A 15,339-nucleotide genomic window follows, 5' to 3' on the forward strand; every position below is an offset into this window, starting at 1 on the left:
CTGTACAGGTTGTCCACGACCAGACGCACTCGCGTCCGCGGGAGTGGGCAGATGCTACATACCCTCCTGTCACGGAAATACCGTGGCCGTTCAGTCCGAAGGAGGTGGGTTAGTGACGCATCAGTACGAGATCATGGTCATCCTGGACCCCGAGATCGATGAGCGCACCGTCGCTCCGAGTCTCGACAAGTTCCTCAACGTCATCCGCACCGATGGTGGATCCATCGACAAGGTCGACGTCTGGGGCCGCCGTCGTCTGGCGTACGAGATCAACAAGAAGTCCGAGGGCATCTACGCCGTCGTCGACTTCACGTCGACCTCCGCCGCAGCGAACGAGCTCGACCGTCAGCTGAAGCTGTCCGAGGCCGTCATGCGCACCAAGGTGCTGCGGGCCGAAGAGGGCATCGCCCAGGTCGCGGCCGCCGCGAAGCTCGCCGACGAGAAGGCCGCCCGCAAGGCCGCCAAGGCCTCGGCCGCTCCCAAGGCGTAGCGCTCATGGCCGGCGAGACGATCATCACCGTGGTGGGGAACCTCACCGCCGACCCCGAGCTGCGCTACACGCAGGGCGGGCTCGCGGTCGCGAACTTCACCATCGCCTCCACGCCGCGCACCTTCGACCGTCAGGCGAACGACTGGAAGGACGGCGAAGCGCTGTTCCTCCGCGCCTCCGTCTGGCGCGAGTTCGCCGAGAACGTCGCAGGAACGCTGACCAAGGGCAGCCGCGTCATCGCGACCGGCCGCCTGAAGCAGCGCTCCTACGAGACGAAGGAAGGCGAGAAGCGCACCAGCATCGAGCTCGAGATCGACGAGATCGGGCCCTCGCTGCGCTACGCGACCGCGCAGGTCACGCGCGCCTCCGGTGGAGGCGGACGCGGCCAGGCCGGTGGCGGCCAGGGCAACGGCGGTCAGATCGGCGGCGGCCAGGGCGGCTTCGGCGGCGGCGGTCAGGGGGGCTCCGGCAACGCCGGCGGCAACCGTGGCGGTCAGGCCGAGGAGCCGTGGGCGCCGAGCGCTCCCGCCGGTGGCGACGTGTGGAGCACGCCGGGCAGCTACAACGACGAGACGCCGTTCTGAGCCTCGGCTCGGACGCTCTCCTCACCTGAATCACGCCTCCCCCGCACCGCGATCGCTCGCGGCGGGGCAGGGGCGAACCAGAATCTAAGGAAACCACTATGGCTGGAAAGAGCAGCGGCGACCGCCGCAAGCCGATCCGCGGCAAGGGCGCGAAGAACGCGGCCCCCGCGAAGTCGGTCCGCGTGGGTGTCATCGACTACAAGGACGTCGCGACCCTCCGCAAGTTCATCTCGGAGCGCGGGAAGATCCGCGCCCGTCGTATCACCGGCGTCTCCGTTCAGGAGCAGCGCCTCATCGCCCGTGCCGTCAAGAACGCCCGCGAGATGGCGCTCCTGCCCTACGCCGGCAGCGGAAGGTAGGTAACGGTATGTCCAAGGTCATCCTGACCCACGAGGTCGACGGACTCGGCTCGGCCGGCGACGTCGTCGACGTGAAGAACGGGTTCGCCCGCAACTACCTCATCCCGCAGGGCTTCGGCGTCGCGTGGACCCGCGGTGGCGAGAAGCAGGTCGAGCAGATCAAGTCGGCGCGAGCCGCTCGTGAGCACAAGACCATCGAAGAGGCCCAGCACACCAAGCAGGTCCTCGAGGCCAACCGCGTGAAGCTGACGGTCAAGGCCGGCAAGGACGGCCGCCTGTTCGGCTCGGTGAAGACCTCCGACATCGCGAACGCGGTGGCGGCGGCCGGATTCGGCGAGCTCGACAAGCGCAAGATCGTCATCTCGAACGCGATCAAGCACGTCGGCGAGCACGAGGCCGTGGTGCGTCTGCGCGACGACATCCAGGCCACTGTGAAGCTGCAGGTGGTCGCGGCCAAGTAAGGCCGCGAGAACGCCGCGGAGGGCGGTGCGACGGGACTTCCGAGTCCCCTCGCACCGCCCTTCGTCGTTCCCGTTCTCCACAGCTCCATCCACATACACCCTCCGGCGGGACCAACCTTCACTGTGGTCTTGAGACTCTTTTCCCCACACACCTGTGGAAAGCGGTGAATGCCTGGTCAGGGCCCAGAAAAAACTTGCCGACGGCCGCTGTTCCCACAGGGTTGTGCACATGTTGCCCACAGTGGGCCCGGCGTTTCCCCTCGGTTCTGCACAGCTCTCTCCACAGGGCGGTTTGCGTGCCGCGGGCGGCGGTCCGTAGGGTGGCGCAGCGCCCCGCGAGGGGTGCGGGCAGGCGCCCGTGCGCCGCTGTCGGAGGTCGCTGGTAGTCCGGATCCCGGCACCGGCTCGACCGGACGCGCAGCACCCGACAGGAGGAGGCGAAGGCATGACGATCGCGCACCTGGCGGTACCCGGCTCGGACGGACGGGACGGTCGCGGAGACCGCGGCGAGTCGCGCGGGAACGAGCGGACCCCTCCGCACGACCTCCTCGCCGAGCAGTCGGCGCTGGGCGGCATGCTGCTCTCGAAGGACGCGGTCGCCGATGTCGTCGAGAGCGTCAAGGGCACCGACTTCTACATCCCCAAGCACGAGATCGTCTTCGACGCGATCCTCGCCCTCTACTCGCACGGCGAGCCGACCGACGTCATCGCGGTCACCGACGAGCTCACGAAGCAGGGCGAGCTGCAGCGTGCCGGCGGCGCCGACTACCTGCACACGCTCACCTCGATGGTCCCCACCGCGGCCAACGCCGGGTACTACGCCTCCATCGTCGCCGAGCGCGCTCTGCTGCGCCGCCTCGTCGAGGCGGGCACCCGCATCGCGCAGATGGGCTACCAGGGCGAGGGCGAGGTGCTCGACCTGGTCAACACGGCGCAGGCCGAGATCTACAACGTCACCGGCTCCGAGACGGCGGAGGACTACGTCCCGCTGACCGATGCGGTGACCGTCGCGATCGACGAGATCGAGGCGGCCGCTCACAAGGACGGCAGCTTCACCGGCGTCCCCACCGGCTTCGCCGACCTCGACGACCTGACCAACGGCTTCCACGCCGGGCAGATGATCATCGTCGCCGCGCGCCCCGCGCTCGGAAAGTCGACGCTGGCGCTCGACTTCGCCCGTGCCGCCGCGATCAAGCACAACATGGCCACGATCTTCTTCTCCCTCGAGATGGGGCGCAGCGAGATCGCGATGCGCCTCCTCTCGGCCGAGGCGTCCGTGCCGCTGCAGCACATGCGGAAGGGCACGGTCGACCAGCGCGACTGGACGACCATCGCCTCCACCCGCGGCCGGATCAACGACGCGCCGCTCTACATCGACGACTCGCCCAACATGACCCTCGTCGAGATCCGGGCGAAGTGCCGCCGGCTCAAGCAGCGGGTCGGGCTCAAGATGGTCGTCATCGACTACCTGCAGCTGATGACCTCCGGCAAGAAGGTCGAGAGCCGCCAGCAGGAGGTCTCGGAGTTCTCGCGTGCCCTCAAGCTCCTCGCGAAGGAGCTGCAGGTGCCGGTCATCGCGCTCTCGCAGCTGAACCGAGGCCCCGAGCAGCGCGCCGACAAGCTCCCCGCGATCTCGGACCTCCGCGAGTCCGGCTCGATCGAGCAGGACGCCGACATGGTGATCCTCCTGCACCGCGAGAGCGCCTACGAGAAGGACAACCCGCGCGCGGGCGAGGCCGACCTCATCGTCGCCAAGCACCGCAACGGCCCGACCCGCACGGTGACCGTGGGCTTCCACGGCCACTTCTCGCGCTTCGCCGACATCCCGGCGGTCTGACGTGACAGGTGCCGCTGCCGTCCCCGAGCCCGTCGACGTCCCGCTGGGCGGCGGGTCGATCCGCCTGGGCCAGTTCCTCAAGTTCGCGGGGATCCTCTCGGGCGGCGAGGCCAAGCAGGCGGTCGCCGAGGGGATGGTGACCGTCAACGGCGAAGTGGATCTGCGCCGCGGGCGCCAGCTCGCCGTCGGCGACGTCGTCGGGTTCGATCGGAACCGCTTCCGCGTCTGCGAGTGAGGGCGGCCGCCCCTCGGCGGGTGCGATCGGCCGAGACGCCGCGGAACGGATGAGACGCCGCTCAGAGGCGGGCGCGTCGGCGTGTTGAGCGGTGGCTCGGCGCACACTGGCTCCTGGACATCCCGGGACGACAGGAGACGCGCGTGCAGCTCGGCATTCACTTCATGAACTTCACTCTGCCCGGGGGGAGCGCCCAGATCGCGCCGATCCTCGGAGCGACCGCGCGGACGGCCGAGGACGTCGGCTGCGCCTGGTTCACGCTGATGGACCACTACTTCCAGATGGAGCACTTCGCGACGAGCGAGGATCCGATGCTCGAGGGCTACACCTCGCTCGGCTTCGTCGCCGGCCGGACGGAGCGGATGCGGCTGGGGCTCCTCGTCACCGGCGTGACGTACCGCCATCCGGGACTGCTCGCGAAGATCGTCACCACCCTCGACGTGCTCTCCGGCGGGCGCGCGATGCTCGGCATCGGCGCCGCCTGGTACGAGCGCGAGCACCTCGGGCTCGGCGTGCCGTACCCGCCGCTGAAGGAGCGGTTCGAGCGGCTGGAGGAGACGCTGCGGATCTGCCGTCAGATGTGGAGCGACGACGACGGGCCGTTCGAGGGGACGCACTACCGGCTGGCCGAGACGCTGAACCACCCGGCGCCGATCCAGCAGCCCGGCCCGCCCATCCTCATCGGCGGCGGAGGCGAGAGGAAGACGCTGCGGCTGGTCGCTCAGTACGGCGACGCCTGCAACCTGTTCGGCACCGGCGCGGACGACGTGGCGCACAAGCTCGACGTGCTGAAGCGGCACTGCGACGACCTCGGGCGCGACTACGCGACGATCACGAAGACCATCACCGGGGGCGGCGATCCGATCGGCGACCCCGACGGCTTCGTCCGCGCGATGGAGGAGTACGCGGCGCTGGGGATCGACCACGTGCAGCTGGCCCCGGCCGGGCCGGATCCGGAGGGGTACGTCGCCCGGCTGGGCGAGGGCGTGATCGAGCGGGTGGCGGCTCTCGGCTGAGGGCTCCGGGACGTACGGCACTCCGACCGGTTCGGGTGCCGCGGGCGGCACCGCTGATCCGCTCCGCCGGCCGGGTCCGCCGTCACCGGCGCGAGGACTCCAGTGGCGGGCATGTCCCGGGTCGGGGGACGCCGTCGGCGGATCCTGCCCCCCGTCAGGGTCGCGGCGTAGACACGGGCGAGGAGCGCGACCTACGGTTCGAGCCTCCCACCTCGGGTTATTGAGCTCACGCTGACGTGGGCAGATCGCTGGCCTTGTGCCGCACGTGTCCTCTCGCACCTCGCTCCGCCGTCATCGGCAGAACCGCAGAAGAGGGGCGATCGGGACGGGTGTCGTCCTCGCCGTCGTCGGCGCCGCGCTCTTCGCCGGCGTCTCGGCGCAGGCGGCCACGGCTCCGGACCTCGGCACGGCGGAGGACTACTCGGTCCTGGCCGCGTCGACCGTGACGAACACGGGGTCGAGCGTCCTGGACCAGAGCGTCGGGGTCAGCCCGCTGACCGCCGTCACCGGGTTCCCGCCCGGACGGACGGACGGAGTGACCCACCGCGGAGACGCGGAGGCGGCTCAGGCCCAGGCCGACGTGGGCACCGCCTACGGACAGCTCGCCTCGCGGGCGACGACCGCGCAGATCGGCGCCGAGATCGGCGGCAGCACGCTGAAGCCCGGGGTCTACACCGCGGCCGGACCGGTCGGAGTGACGGGGACGCTCACGCTCGACGCCGAGGGCGTCAACGAGGCGGTCTTCGTGATCCGCGCCGCGTCGACGCTGACGACGGCCTCGTCGAGCACGGTGGCCCTGATCAACGGAGCGCAGGCCTGCAACGTCTACTGGCAGATCGGCAGCTCCGCGACGCTCGGCACCGACTCGGACTTCGTGGGCTCCGTGCTCGCCTCGGTCTCGATCACGGTGACGACGGGCGTCTCCGTCGAGGGCCGCGCACCGGCCCGCACGGGAGCGGTCACGCTCGATTCCAACGACTTCACCGAGCCGGGCTGCGAGCCCACCGACGGCGGATCGTCGCCGACCATCACGCCGACCGTGACGCCGACCGTGACGCCGACCGTGACGCCGACGGTCACGCCGACCGTGACCCCGACGGTCACGCCGACCGTGACGCCGACCGTGACCCCGACGGTCACGCCGACCGTGACGCCGACCGTGACCCCGACGGTCACGCCCGCCGTGACGCCGACGGTCACGCCGACAGTCACGCCGACCGTGACCCCCACGGTCACGCCGACCGTGACGCGCACGGTCACGCCGACGGTGACCCCGACCATCACTCCGACCGTGACCCCGACGGTGACCCCCACCGTCACGCCGACCGTGACCCCCACCGTCACGCCGACCGTGACGCCGACGGTCACACCCACTGTCACGCCGACCGTGACTCCCACCGTCACCCCGACGGTGACTCCCACCGTCGTGCCGACGGTGACTCCGACGGTGACTCCCACCGTCGTGCCGACGGTGACTCCGACGGTGACTCCCACCGTCGTGCCGACGGTGACTCCGACGGGGACTCCCACCGTCGTGCCGACGGTGACTCCGACGGGGACTCCCACCGTCGTGCCGACGGTGACTCCGACGGTGACTCCCACCGTCGTGCCGACGGTGACTCCGACGATCGCGCCCACCGTGGCTCCGACGGTCACGCCGACGACCACGCCGACGGCGACCCCGACCGTGGCTCCGACGGCGACCCCCACCCCCACGCCGACCGCGACGCCCACTGCCTCGCCCACTCCGACCGCGACCACAGCGCCGCGACCGGCGCCCTCCCACGCCGCGGTCGTTCCCGTGTCCGGGTCGAACGGTCCCCGCGGTCCGGCTCTCGCCTCGACCGGAGTGGACGCCGCAGCGACGGCGACCGCCGGAGTGCTGGGCCTGCTCGCCCTGCTCGGCGGCGGTCTGATGCTCCTCACCCTCCGACGCCGCGGTGAGCGCACCGGGAGCTGATCCCGGCTGATCACCGGAAGCTGATCACCGCCAGGCCGTGCGCCGGACTCCCGAGGGGTCCGGCGCACGTCTGCGCCCTCGATCGCGCTCCGCCCGTCCCTCCGGTGTCCTCGCCGATGCGCGCTGGCCCGCTCGTGCGTCGAGACGCCGCTCCGAGCGTCGGGACACCGCTGAGCAGGCGGTGTCCTCCACGTTCTCGCGGAGGGCGGGGGCGTCAGCCGGAGGACTCCCGCGGCACGAGGCGGACGGGCATGGCCTGCACCCCCGCGGTCGGACGTCCGTGGATCGCGTTCGAGAGCTCCTCCGCGGCGGCGCGGCCGAGCGTGTCGAGCATCATGTCGATGCTCGAGAGCGGCGGGCGGGCGGCCTCGACGAGGAGGTCCCAGTTGTCGAAGCCGACGACGGCCACGTCCTGCGGCACCCGCCGGCCGGTCTCGCGCAGGTGGTCGAGGGTGCCGCGGGCGATCTGGTCGCTCGCGCAGATGATCGCGTCGAGGTCCGGATGCGCGCGCAGCAGCGTCTCAGCGCACTGGCGGCCCCAGCTCTCGGACCACTGCCCGAAGAGGACGCCGCCGCCGACCAGCGGCAGCCCCGCCTCCGTCAGCGCCTGCTCGACGCCCCGGGCGCGGTCGTGCGCGGCGGTGTAGCTCGGCTCGCCGTTGACGAGGGCGATCCTGGTCCGTCCGCGCTCGATCAGGTGGCGGGCGGCGAGGACGCCGGCCTGCACGTTGTCGGGCGTGAAGGAGGAGTCGCGCGGATCCTCCGAGGGCGCATAGGCGTAGACGACCGGCACCGGGATGGTGCGCGTGATCGAAGGGCGCGGGTTCGTCGTCCGGCCGAGCACCACGATCCCGTCGACGCGCTTGGCGAGCAGATTCTTGATGTGGTGCTGCTCGCGGATCGAGTCGCCGCGGGCGTCGCAGAGGAGCACTGACGTCGATCCGGCGCCGAACGCGTCCTCGGCGCCGAGCAGCACGGGGAGAACGAAGCGGTTGTCGAGGTCGTTCGTGAGCATCCCGATGGTGCCCGTGCGCCGGGAGTTGAGGGCCTGCGCGAACGGGTTCGGGGTGAAGGAGAGGGCCTCGGCGGCGTCCAGCACGCGCTGGCGGGTCTCGGCGCGCACCTGGTCGCGGCCGTTGAGCGCCTTGGAGGCTGTGGCGATCGAGACGCCGGCGGCGGCCGCCACGTCGGTGAGCGTGATGGTGCCGGTGGGCTTGCGTGGTGGCACCGCGCCTCCGTTCCGGGCCCGGCGGGCCGCCGCGTCGATCCTCGCACGACTCCGGCGAAAAACCGAAAGGACCGAAAAGGCCGCATCTCTTGACGCACTGACGGCGCCTGCCTAGGTTTACCCGACAGAAAGTAGTTTCGGCCCGGCGCAGACGATCGGGACGACTGCCGAGGAATCCATCAACGACGAAGGGATCATCCGTGAAGACGAGGAAGCACGCTCGGGGCCTCGCCGCCGCCGTCCTGCTGGGGACGGCCGCCGCCGCACTGACCGGCTGCGCGAGCGGCTCCGGGGGAGACTCCGGCTCCGCCGCGGGAGGCAGCTACACGTTCTGGGACCCGTACCCCCAGTTCGACGAGTCGTCCGACTGGGCGAAGCTCATCGACTCCTGCGGGACCGAGGCCGGCGTCACCGTCGAGCGCACCGGCTACGACACCACCGACCTGACCAACAAGGCGCTGCTCGCCGGGCAGCAGGGCAACTCGCCCGACCTCCTGCTCGTCGACAACCCCGTGGTCTCGACGCTCGCGGAGTCGGGCATCCTGACCACGACCGCCGAGTCCGGGCTCTCCACCGAGGGGATCGACGCGAACATCCTCGCGGCCGGCCAGACCGGCAGCGACACCTTCGGCGTGCCGATCGGCGCCAACACGCTCGCGCTGTACTACAACAAGGCCGTGCTCGAGAAGGCCGGCGTGGACGCCGCCTCCATCACCGACTGGGCCGGGCTGACCGACGCGCTCGAGAAGGTCACCGCCTCCGGCGGCAAGGGCATCACGTTCTCCGGCATCGGCACGGAGGAGGGGACCTTCCAGTTCCTGCCGTGGTTCTGGGGCTCCGGCGCCGAGCTGACCGACCTCGACTCGCCCGCCGCGGTCGACGCCGTCTCGCTCTGGAGCGACTGGCTGGAGAAGGGCTACGCGCCCAACTCCGTGATCGGCAACACGCAGACCACGAGCTGGCAGGAGTTCGAGACCGGCGAGTACGCGTTCGGCGAGAACGGCACCTGGCAGCTGGCCAACGCGAAGGCCTCGGGCATCGACTACGGCGTCCTGACCATCCCGTCGAAGGACGGCGGAGCGGCCCCCGCACCGACCGGAGGCGAGTTCCTCACCCTCCCGGTGCAGTCGGACACGGCGCGCTACGAGACCTCGAAGAAGATCGCCGAGTGCCTGACCTCGACGGAGAGCCTGGTCACGACCGACAACACGCTCTCGTACATCGCGCCGACGGCCGAGGCGCAGCAGGAGCAGGTCGCCGGCAACGCCGACCTCGAGCCGTGGGTCACCGCCGTGCAGGCCGCGAAGGGCCGCACCTCGGACGACCTCGGCACGAAGTACCCGAAGATCTCGGAGCAGCTGTGGGGCGCGGTGCAGACCGTGCTCAGCGGCTCGCAGTCTCCCGAGGACGCCCTGAAGGCCGCCCAGTCGGCCGCCGAATCCGCCACGAAGTAGGACGACCGGGGGCTCCCGCTCCCCGAACGAGGTCCTTCCGGCCGGTGCTCCGCGCACCGGCCGGGGGGACGGGAGAGACCATGACCACTGCCACCGAGACCGCCCGCCTCCTGCGGCGCGGCACCGAGCCGCCGGCCCCGCCCGCCCCGGCCGCCGAGAGCCGTCGGCGCCGCTGGCGACCCGAAGGCGGCCGCCTGGTCGCGTGGGCGTTCCTCGCCCCGCTCGTCGCCTACCTGCTCGTCTTCTACGCGTTCCCGCTCTACCGCAACCTCGAGCTGAGCCTGAAGGACTACACGGTCCGCTCGTTCGTGCAGGGGAACGCGCCCTTCGTCTGGTTCGACAACTACGTCCAGGTGTTCCAGGACGCGACCTTCGGCCCGGCGCTGCTGCACACGGCGGTCTTCACCGGCGTCTCGCTCCTCTTCCAGTTCACGCTGGGGCTGGCGCTCGCCGTGTTCTTCTACCGCCGCTTCCCGCTCGCGAGCACGCTCCGGGCGCTGTTCCTGGTGCCGTGGCTCCTGCCGCTGATCGTCTCGGCCTCGACCTGGTCGTGGATGCTCAACAGCGACTCCGGCATCGTGAACGCGTTCCTGGAGTCGTTCGGGATCGGCCAGATCAACTGGCTCACCTCGCCGACCACCTCGCTGATCGCGGTCCTGATCGCGAACATCTGGATCGGCATCCCGTTCAATCTGGTGATCCTCTACTCCGGCCTGCAGAACATCTCGCAGGACCTCTACGAGGCGGCCTCGCTCGACGGCGCGACCGGCGCCCAGCAGTTCTGGCGGATCACGCTGCCGCTGCTGCGGCCGGTGTCGGCGATCACGATCCTGCTCGGCCTCGTCTACACGCTGAAGGTGTTCGACATCATCTGGATCATGACGAAGGGCGGCCCCGCCGACTCCTCGACCACGCTCGCCACCTGGACGTACCAGCTCGGCTTCGGCTCGATGCTGCCCGACTTCGGACCGGCCGCGGCCGTCGGCAACCTGCTGATCATCCTGGCCCTCGTCTTCGGCCTCGTGTACATCCGGGTCCAGCGGAAGCAGGCCGACTCGTGACCGCCCGACGCCCCTGGTACCTGACGGTGGTCGGGATCGCCCTCACGGCGGTCATGCTGTTCCCCGTCTACTGGATGATCAACGTCTCCCTCACTCCGACCGGCTCGATGCGGAAGGATCCGCCGGACTGGTTCCCGTTCTCGCCCACGTTCACCGGCTACCAGGCGGTGCTGAGCGAGCAGCTGCCCTACCTGGGCACCAGCCTCGTCGTCGGCCTCGGCACGGTGCTGCTGACCGTGGCGATCGCCGCTCCCGCCGCCTACTCGCTGGCGAAGCTGCGGCCCCGCGGCGGGCAGGCGCTCTCGTTCGTGCTACTGATCGCGCAGATGATCCCGGCGATCATCATGGCGATGGGCTTCTACGCCATCTACCTCAACCTGGGGCTGCTCAACTCGATCCCGGGCCTGATCGTGGCCGACTCCACCATCGCGGTGCCGTTCGGCGTGCTGATCTTCACGGCCTTCATGTCGGGGATCCCCGACGAGCTCACCCAGGCGGCCCGGATGGACGGAGCGAGCGCCTGGCGCACCTTCACCTCGGTGATCATGCCGATCAGCCGCAACTCCGTCGTCACCGTCTCGCTGTTCGCGTTCCTCTGGGCCTGGTCGGACTTCATCTTCGCCTCGACGCTCGACAGCGGCGGGAAGCTCCAGCCGATCACCCTCGGCATCTACAAGTACATCGGCAACAACAACCAGGAGTGGAACTCGATCATGGCGACCGCCGTGGTCGCCTCGCTCCCGGCCGCCGTCCTCCTCGTCGTCGCCCAGCGGTACGTCTCGGCGGGAGTCACCGCCGGCGCCGTCAAGGACTGACCCGTCCCTCCAAGGAGACACCGTGACCCTCACCGCCCCCACCGCCACCGCCCTCGGCGGCCCGGTCGCCCCCTCGCGGAGCGTGCTCCGGCCGCTCCGCCAGGACGAGATCCGCCTCACCGGCGGCTTCTGGAAGCACTACCAGGACCTCAACTCCTCCGCCGTCATCGAGCACTGCCGCTCGTGGATCGAGCGCGTCGGCTGGGCCGGCAACTTCGACCGCGCGGCCGACGGCTCGATCTCGTCCGCCGAGAGCGGCGACGCGCACGCGGGCATCGAGTTCGTGGACTCCGAGGTCTACAAGCTCCTCGAGGCCATGGCCTGGGAGCTCGGCCGGAGCGACGACGCCGGGCTGCAGGAGCGGTACGACGACCTCGTCGCGCGGGTCGCCTCCGCCCAGGACCCGGACGGGTACCTGCACACGAGCTTCGGCCGGCCCGGCCAGCGTGCGCGCTACTCCGACCTGGAGTGGGGCCACGAGCTGTACAGCTTCGGGCACCTGATCCAGGCCGCCGTGGCGCGGCTGCGCACCGGTCACGACGACCTCCTGCCTCAGGTCGCCCGGCGCCTCGCCGACCACGTGCACCGCGAGTTCGGGCCCGAGGGGAGGGTCGCCGTGTGCGGCCACCCCGAGATCGAGCCGGCGCTCGCCGAGCTGGCGCGGGCGACGGGGGAGGAGCGCTACCTCGAGCTGGCCCGCCTCTTCGTGGAGCGGCGCGGGACGGGGACGCTGAAGCCGATCGCGTTCGGCGCCGAGTACTTCCAGGACGACGTGCCCGTGCGCGACGCGGAGGTGCTGCGCGGCCACGCGGTGCGGGCCCTCTACCTCGCCTCCGGGGCTCTCGATGTCGCGGTCGAGACCGGCGACGCCGAGCTGGAGGAGGCGGTCCGCCGCCAGTGGGAGGCGACCGTCGAGCGGCGCACCTACGTCACGGGCGGGATGGGCTCGCACCACCAGGACGAGGCGTTCGGCGCCGACTACGAGCTGCCGCCGGATCGCGCCTATGCCGAGACCTGCGCGGCGATCGGCTCCACGATGCTCAGCTGGCGGCTCCTGCTCGGCTCGAACGAGCACCGCTACGCGGACCTGATGGAGCGGACGCTGCTGAACGCGGTGCTCCCCGCCACCCGCGACGACGGCCGCGCCTTCTTCTACACGAACACGCTGCAGCAGCGCGTCGACGGAGTGGCGCCGGACGAGTCGCGCGAGACCGACCGCGCGCAGTCCAGTCTCCGCGCGCCCTGGTTCTGGGTCTCGTGCTGCCCGACCAACACCGCCCGCACCCTCGCGAGCGTCGAGCTCGGCTTCGCGACCGCCACCGACGAGGGCGTGCAGCTGCACCAGTACGGCGCATACGAGGTGCGCACCGGAGGCGTCGCGCTGCGCGTCGAGACGGAGTACCCGGCAGACGGCGAGATCGTCGTGCGGATCCTCGAGGACGCGGAGTTCGCGCTGACGCTGCGGGTGCCGCCGTTCGCGCGGGGCTCGGCGCTGCTCGACGGCGAGCCGGTCTCGACGCCGACCGTCACCGTCCGCCGGGCGTTCTCCGCCGGCGACACCGTGCGGCTCTCGCTGCCGATGTCGGCCCGCTTCGTCGCCCCGCACCCCCGGATCGACGCGGTGCGCGGCCAGGTCGCCCTCGAGCGCGGGCCGTTCGTGCTGGCGATCGAGTCGCTCGACCTGCCCGAGGGCCTGGACACAGAGCACATCGCGGTCGACGCCTCGGTGCCGCCCGTCGTGACGGCGGAGGGAGCGCGCGTGTCCCTCGTGGCGCGGGAGGCGGCTCCCGGCTGGCCCTACGGCTCCGTGCCTGTGGAGGAGGGGCGCCGCTTCGAGGCGGAGTTCCGGCCGTACCACCGCTGGGCGAACCGCGGGCCGTCGACGATGCGGATCTGGACGCCGACGGCCTGACGGGCACCGCTTCGCGAGAACGCGGAAGTCGTCGCACTCGAGTGTGAGTGCGACGACTTCTGCGTTGTGGCTGCCGTCGCGGCGCCCGCGCTCAGATCCAGCCGCGCTCGCGGGCCTCGATGACCGCGCGCTGGCGGGTGTCGACGTCGAGCTTGCGGAGGATCGACGAGACGTGGTTGCGGACGGTGCCGGAGGAGAGGTGCAGCGCCGCGCCGATCTCGCCGATCGTCTCGCCGCGGGAGCCGGCGCTGAGCACGTCGAGCTCGCGGTCGGTCAGCGGGCTGCGCGTGCTCGCCAGGGCGTCGGCGGCGATCTCCGGATCGACGTAGCGGCGTCCGCTCGCGACCTGGCGGATCACCTCGGCGACGTCCTCGACCCGGCGCGACTTCGGCAGGAAGCCGCTGACGCCCGCTCCGAGCGCTCGCCGCAGGACCCCCGGCCGCGCGTGCCGGGTGACGACCACGACCCGCGTCGCGGAGACCCGGCGCAGCCGCTCCGCCGCCTCGATCCCGTCGAGCCCGGGCATCTCGACGTCGAACAGGCACACGTCGGGCTGCAGGCGCAGCGCCTCCGCGACCGCCTGCTCGCCGTCGCGGCACTCGCCCACGATCTCGAGGTCCTCCTCGAGGCGGAGGAGCGCGGCCAGCGCCGTGCGGATCATGTCCTCGTCGTCGGCGATCAGCACCCGGATCACGAGTCGCTCCCCACCGGCAGGCGCGCGTCCAGCTCGAAGGAGCGGCGGACCGCCGCGGCGCGCAGCGTCCCCCCTGCCCGCTCGACCCGCTCCGCCATGCCGAGGACGCCCGAGCCGGTCCCGTCCGCCTCCTCCGCGTCCGGTGCCAGGTCGTTCACCGCCTCGAACCGCCACTCGTCCCGCTCCCGCGCGAGCCGCAGCCGCGCGCTGGAGCCGCCGCCGTGCTTGAGGATGTTCGTCGTCGTCTCGCGGACCACCGGCCCGAGCGTCTCGGCCGGTGCGTGAGCCGCCGCCGGGTCGACCTCGAGCTCGACGCGGAGCCCGGCCGAGCGGAGCAGGTCGGCGGCGTTGGCCAGCTCGTCGGCGAGCGGGACGCTGCGGAAGCGCGTGGCGAGCTCGCGGGTGCCGGTGCGGGCGCCGTCGACCGAGCGCTGTGCGGCGCGCAGCTGCTCGAGAGCGGCCTCCGGGTCGCTGCCGAGAAGGCGCTCGGCGAGCTCGAGCTGCAGCGCGATGACCTGGAGGTGGTGGCCCTGGAGGTCGTGCACGTCGCCGGCGAGCAGCAGGCGCTCCTGGGCGGCGGCGAGTCGGCCCTCGGCGGCGCGCGCCCGGTCGAGCTCGCGGACGATGTCCCACCACCACAGCGCGCTGACGACCGTCAGGGGCAGCAGCGTCGCGAACAGCAGGAGGGTCGAGAGCGCGGCCGACGCGTCCGGCGCCGCTCGCGTCTGCTCGAGCACCGCCGCGACCGCGAGGACGATCGTGCAGAGCACCATCACCCGGAGCCGCACCCCGCTCTGCCAGGGCAGCACGGCGACCAGGGTCGCGGCGAGCGAGAGCCCGAGCGCGAGGCTCCCGGCGGCCGTGCCGGTGAGCGCGGCGGCCGCCACTCCGAGGCAGAAGACCAGGGTCGGCACAGCCCGGAGGCGCACCGGGCCCTCGCGGTCGGCGCGCCGGTACGCGAGCGCGGTCGGCGAGAACACCGCGACCCAGGCGGCCGCGCCCAGGAAGTAGGCGCCCTTCCGCCACTCCTCGGCCTCGGCGCTCAGCACCGCCACGGACCAGACGGCCAGGACGATCACCACGAAGGAGGCGGCCGACGCGAGGGTGTACCACCAGGTCACGGCGACGCCGCGGCCCGCGCGCACGGGCGGATCCGCCTCGGTCGAGTTCACCATGCGGCCCAGGCTACGACCATGACACTTGTCACCCCTCGGGCCGTCGATCCTCCCGGGA

15 protein-coding genes are annotated in these 15,339 nt (G+C 71.5%); 12 read left to right on the forward strand and 3 right to left on the reverse strand.

Translation table 11 applies throughout. The features are described 5' to 3' along the window. Positions 1-112 precede the first annotated feature (112 nt). From rpsF to C5C46_RS17195, 8 genes are all read left to right on the forward strand, one after another. Positions 113-490: a 30S ribosomal protein S6 gene (rpsF, locus tag C5C46_RS04575; protein ID WP_068207796.1), complete on the forward strand. Its 378-nt coding sequence runs from the start codon at positions 113-115 to the stop codon at positions 488-490. Positions 491-495: 5 nt separating this feature from the next. Then, complete coding sequence (locus C5C46_RS04580; RefSeq protein WP_104222691.1) at positions 496-1,074, forward strand: single-stranded DNA-binding protein; 579 nt, start codon at positions 496-498, stop codon at positions 1,072-1,074. Between the two features lie 98 nt (positions 1,075-1,172). After that, positions 1,173-1,433 (forward strand): 30S ribosomal protein S18, encoded by a 261-nt coding sequence (gene rpsR / locus C5C46_RS04585; protein WP_055784551.1) that lies wholly within the window; start codon positions 1,173-1,175, stop codon positions 1,431-1,433. 8 nt (positions 1,434-1,441) lie between these two features. Then, on the forward strand, positions 1,442-1,894 hold the full coding sequence (rplI, locus tag C5C46_RS04590) for a 50S ribosomal protein L9 (RefSeq protein WP_104222692.1): 453 nt from the start codon (positions 1,442-1,444) through the stop codon (positions 1,892-1,894). 445 nt (positions 1,895-2,339) lie between these two features. Beyond that, positions 2,340-3,731: a replicative DNA helicase gene (gene dnaB, locus C5C46_RS04595; RefSeq protein ID WP_104225797.1), complete on the forward strand. Its 1,392-nt coding sequence runs from the start codon at positions 2,340-2,342 to the stop codon at positions 3,729-3,731. 1 nt (position 3,732) lies between these two features. After that, positions 3,733-3,966: an RNA-binding S4 domain-containing protein gene (locus C5C46_RS04600; protein ID WP_104225798.1), complete on the forward strand. Its 234-nt coding sequence runs from the start codon at positions 3,733-3,735 to the stop codon at positions 3,964-3,966. A gap of 143 nt (positions 3,967-4,109) precedes the next feature. Further along, positions 4,110-4,982, forward strand: coding sequence for an LLM class F420-dependent oxidoreductase (locus tag C5C46_RS04605; protein ID WP_244229529.1), 873 nt, complete (start codon positions 4,110-4,112; stop codon positions 4,980-4,982). A 265-nt stretch (positions 4,983-5,247) separates the two neighbouring features. After that, on the forward strand, positions 5,248-6,942 hold the full coding sequence (locus C5C46_RS17195; RefSeq protein ID WP_258059330.1) for an ice-binding family protein: 1,695 nt from the start codon (positions 5,248-5,250) through the stop codon (positions 6,940-6,942). A gap of 214 nt (positions 6,943-7,156) precedes the next feature. Here C5C46_RS17195 and C5C46_RS04615 read toward each other — a convergent pair whose 3' ends face one another. Beyond that, a complete protein-coding gene (locus C5C46_RS04615) occupies positions 7,157-8,170 on the reverse strand; it encodes a LacI family DNA-binding transcriptional regulator (protein WP_104225800.1) in 1,014 nt (337 codons plus the stop codon). A gap of 200 nt (positions 8,171-8,370) precedes the next feature. Between C5C46_RS04615 and C5C46_RS04620 the strand changes: the two genes are divergently transcribed. The 4 genes from C5C46_RS04620 (at position 8,371) to C5C46_RS04635 (ending at position 13,412) form a co-directional block, all read left to right on the forward strand. Beyond that, entirely contained in the window at positions 8,371-9,624 is a 1,254-nt protein-coding gene (locus C5C46_RS04620; protein ID WP_104225801.1) for an extracellular solute-binding protein, read from the forward strand. Between the two features lie 80 nt (positions 9,625-9,704). Beyond that, complete coding sequence (locus tag C5C46_RS04625; protein WP_104225802.1) at positions 9,705-10,685, forward strand: carbohydrate ABC transporter permease; 981 nt, start codon at positions 9,705-9,707, stop codon at positions 10,683-10,685. Next, on the forward strand, positions 10,682-11,500 hold the full coding sequence (locus C5C46_RS04630) for a carbohydrate ABC transporter permease (protein ID WP_104222699.1): 819 nt from the start codon (positions 10,682-10,684) through the stop codon (positions 11,498-11,500). The genes C5C46_RS04625 and C5C46_RS04630 overlap by 4 nt, the downstream gene beginning before the upstream one ends. Positions 11,501-11,522: 22 nt before the next feature. Continuing rightward, on the forward strand, positions 11,523-13,412 hold the full coding sequence (locus C5C46_RS04635) for a glycoside hydrolase family 127 protein (RefSeq protein WP_104225803.1): 1,890 nt from the start codon (positions 11,523-11,525) through the stop codon (positions 13,410-13,412). Positions 13,413-13,503: 91 nt separating this feature from the next. On the opposite strand, the gene C5C46_RS04640 is transcribed toward C5C46_RS04635, so the two are convergent. Both C5C46_RS04640 and C5C46_RS04645 read right to left on the reverse strand, forming a co-directional pair. Then, entirely contained in the window at positions 13,504-14,106 is a 603-nt protein-coding gene (locus C5C46_RS04640; protein WP_104222701.1) for a response regulator transcription factor, read from the reverse strand. Then, positions 14,103-15,281 carry a sensor histidine kinase gene (locus tag C5C46_RS04645; RefSeq protein WP_104225804.1) on the reverse strand — a complete coding sequence of 393 codons (1,179 nt, stop codon included), beginning with the start codon at positions 15,279-15,281 and terminating at the stop codon, positions 14,103-14,105. The genes C5C46_RS04640 and C5C46_RS04645 overlap by 4 nt, the downstream gene beginning before the upstream one ends. Positions 15,282-15,339 lie beyond the last annotated feature (58 nt).

The sequence above is a fragment of the Rathayibacter sp. AY1E6 genome (assembly GCF_002931115.1).
Taxonomy (GTDB): domain Bacteria; phylum Actinomycetota; class Actinomycetes; order Actinomycetales; family Microbacteriaceae; genus Rathayibacter.

Bases quoted from the DNA above. Each gene is read 5' to 3' on its own strand.
- C5C46_RS04580 (WP_104222691.1), top strand. From the start codon at position 496: ATGGCCGGCGAGACGATCATCACCGTGGTGGGGAACCTCACCGCCGAC.
- rpsR (WP_055784551.1), top strand. From the start codon at position 1,173: ATGGCTGGAAAGAGCAGCGGCGACCGCCGCAAGCCGATCCGCGGCAAG.
- rplI (WP_104222692.1), top strand. From the start codon at position 1,442: ATGTCCAAGGTCATCCTGACCCACGAGGTCGACGGACTCGGCTCGGCC.
- dnaB (WP_104225797.1), top strand. From the start codon at position 2,340: ATGACGATCGCGCACCTGGCGGTACCCGGCTCGGACGGACGGGACGGT.
- C5C46_RS04625 (WP_104225802.1), top strand. From the start codon at position 9,705: ATGACCACTGCCACCGAGACCGCCCGCCTCCTGCGGCGCGGCACCGAG.
- C5C46_RS04645 (WP_104225804.1), bottom strand. From the start codon at position 15,281: ATGGTGAACTCGACCGAGGCGGATCCGCCCGTGCGCGCGGGCCGCGGC.